This is a genomic window from Pseudomonas sp. RA_35y_Pfl2_P32, assembly GCF_963970735.1.
In the GTDB taxonomy this organism is placed as follows: Bacteria; Pseudomonadota; Gammaproteobacteria; order Pseudomonadales; family Pseudomonadaceae; genus Aquipseudomonas.
The window spans coordinates 1-517 of the sequence record NZ_CAXAQF010000213.1 but is presented as its reverse complement, the minus strand read 5'-3'; the positions used below and the strand labels follow the sequence as shown (position 1 = coordinate 517).

Genomic DNA, 517 nt, shown 5'->3' with positions numbered 1-517 from the left:
GTCAACACAGCAAGGCCAGGCGTCCCGCGTACCTCCACACGTGCACCCAGGAACTCAACCGTAACAGTGGATGTTTCCGGTGATACGGAGGCCTCCGCAGTCGCCGGTAGCGCCAATTCCGACACCAAAGGCACGAACGATAAGGTATCCGCCGAAGCAGGCAGCACCAACTGGCCCAAACGCGCTCGACGCCGCCAGTCATGCACCTGCTGGGGCCGGCAGCCATGGCGGCGGGCGACATCTGTGACAATCGCGCCCGGCTCGAGGCTTTCCGCGGCAATCTGTGCCTTCAAATCGTCGGGCCAGCGCTTTCGACCTGCGCCAGCATACACTTCGATACGTGGGGACGGACGTCTTATGTCGTCCGAATGGTCGTCCATTGTGAGCACCCTTGCCGAAGATGACTCTTCTAACGGTGCTCCCAAGTCTGCGCACAAACAATCTGAAGGGCCTCGCCGCTACGCTTACGCTCGAGGCGCAGCTTCAACAGCTGACGAGCCTGCTCAACGGCCAGCGG

At 61.7% G+C, this 517-nt stretch carries 1 protein-coding gene; it reads right to left on the bottom strand.

Annotation, left to right across the window (positions count from 1 at the left end):
- On the bottom strand, window positions 1-380 hold a 380-nt coding region (gene tnpA, locus AACY45_RS27930; RefSeq protein ID WP_339548705.1), incomplete at its 3' end, for an IS66-like element accessory protein TnpA.
- Between the last annotated feature and the right edge of the window lie 137 nt (window positions 381-517).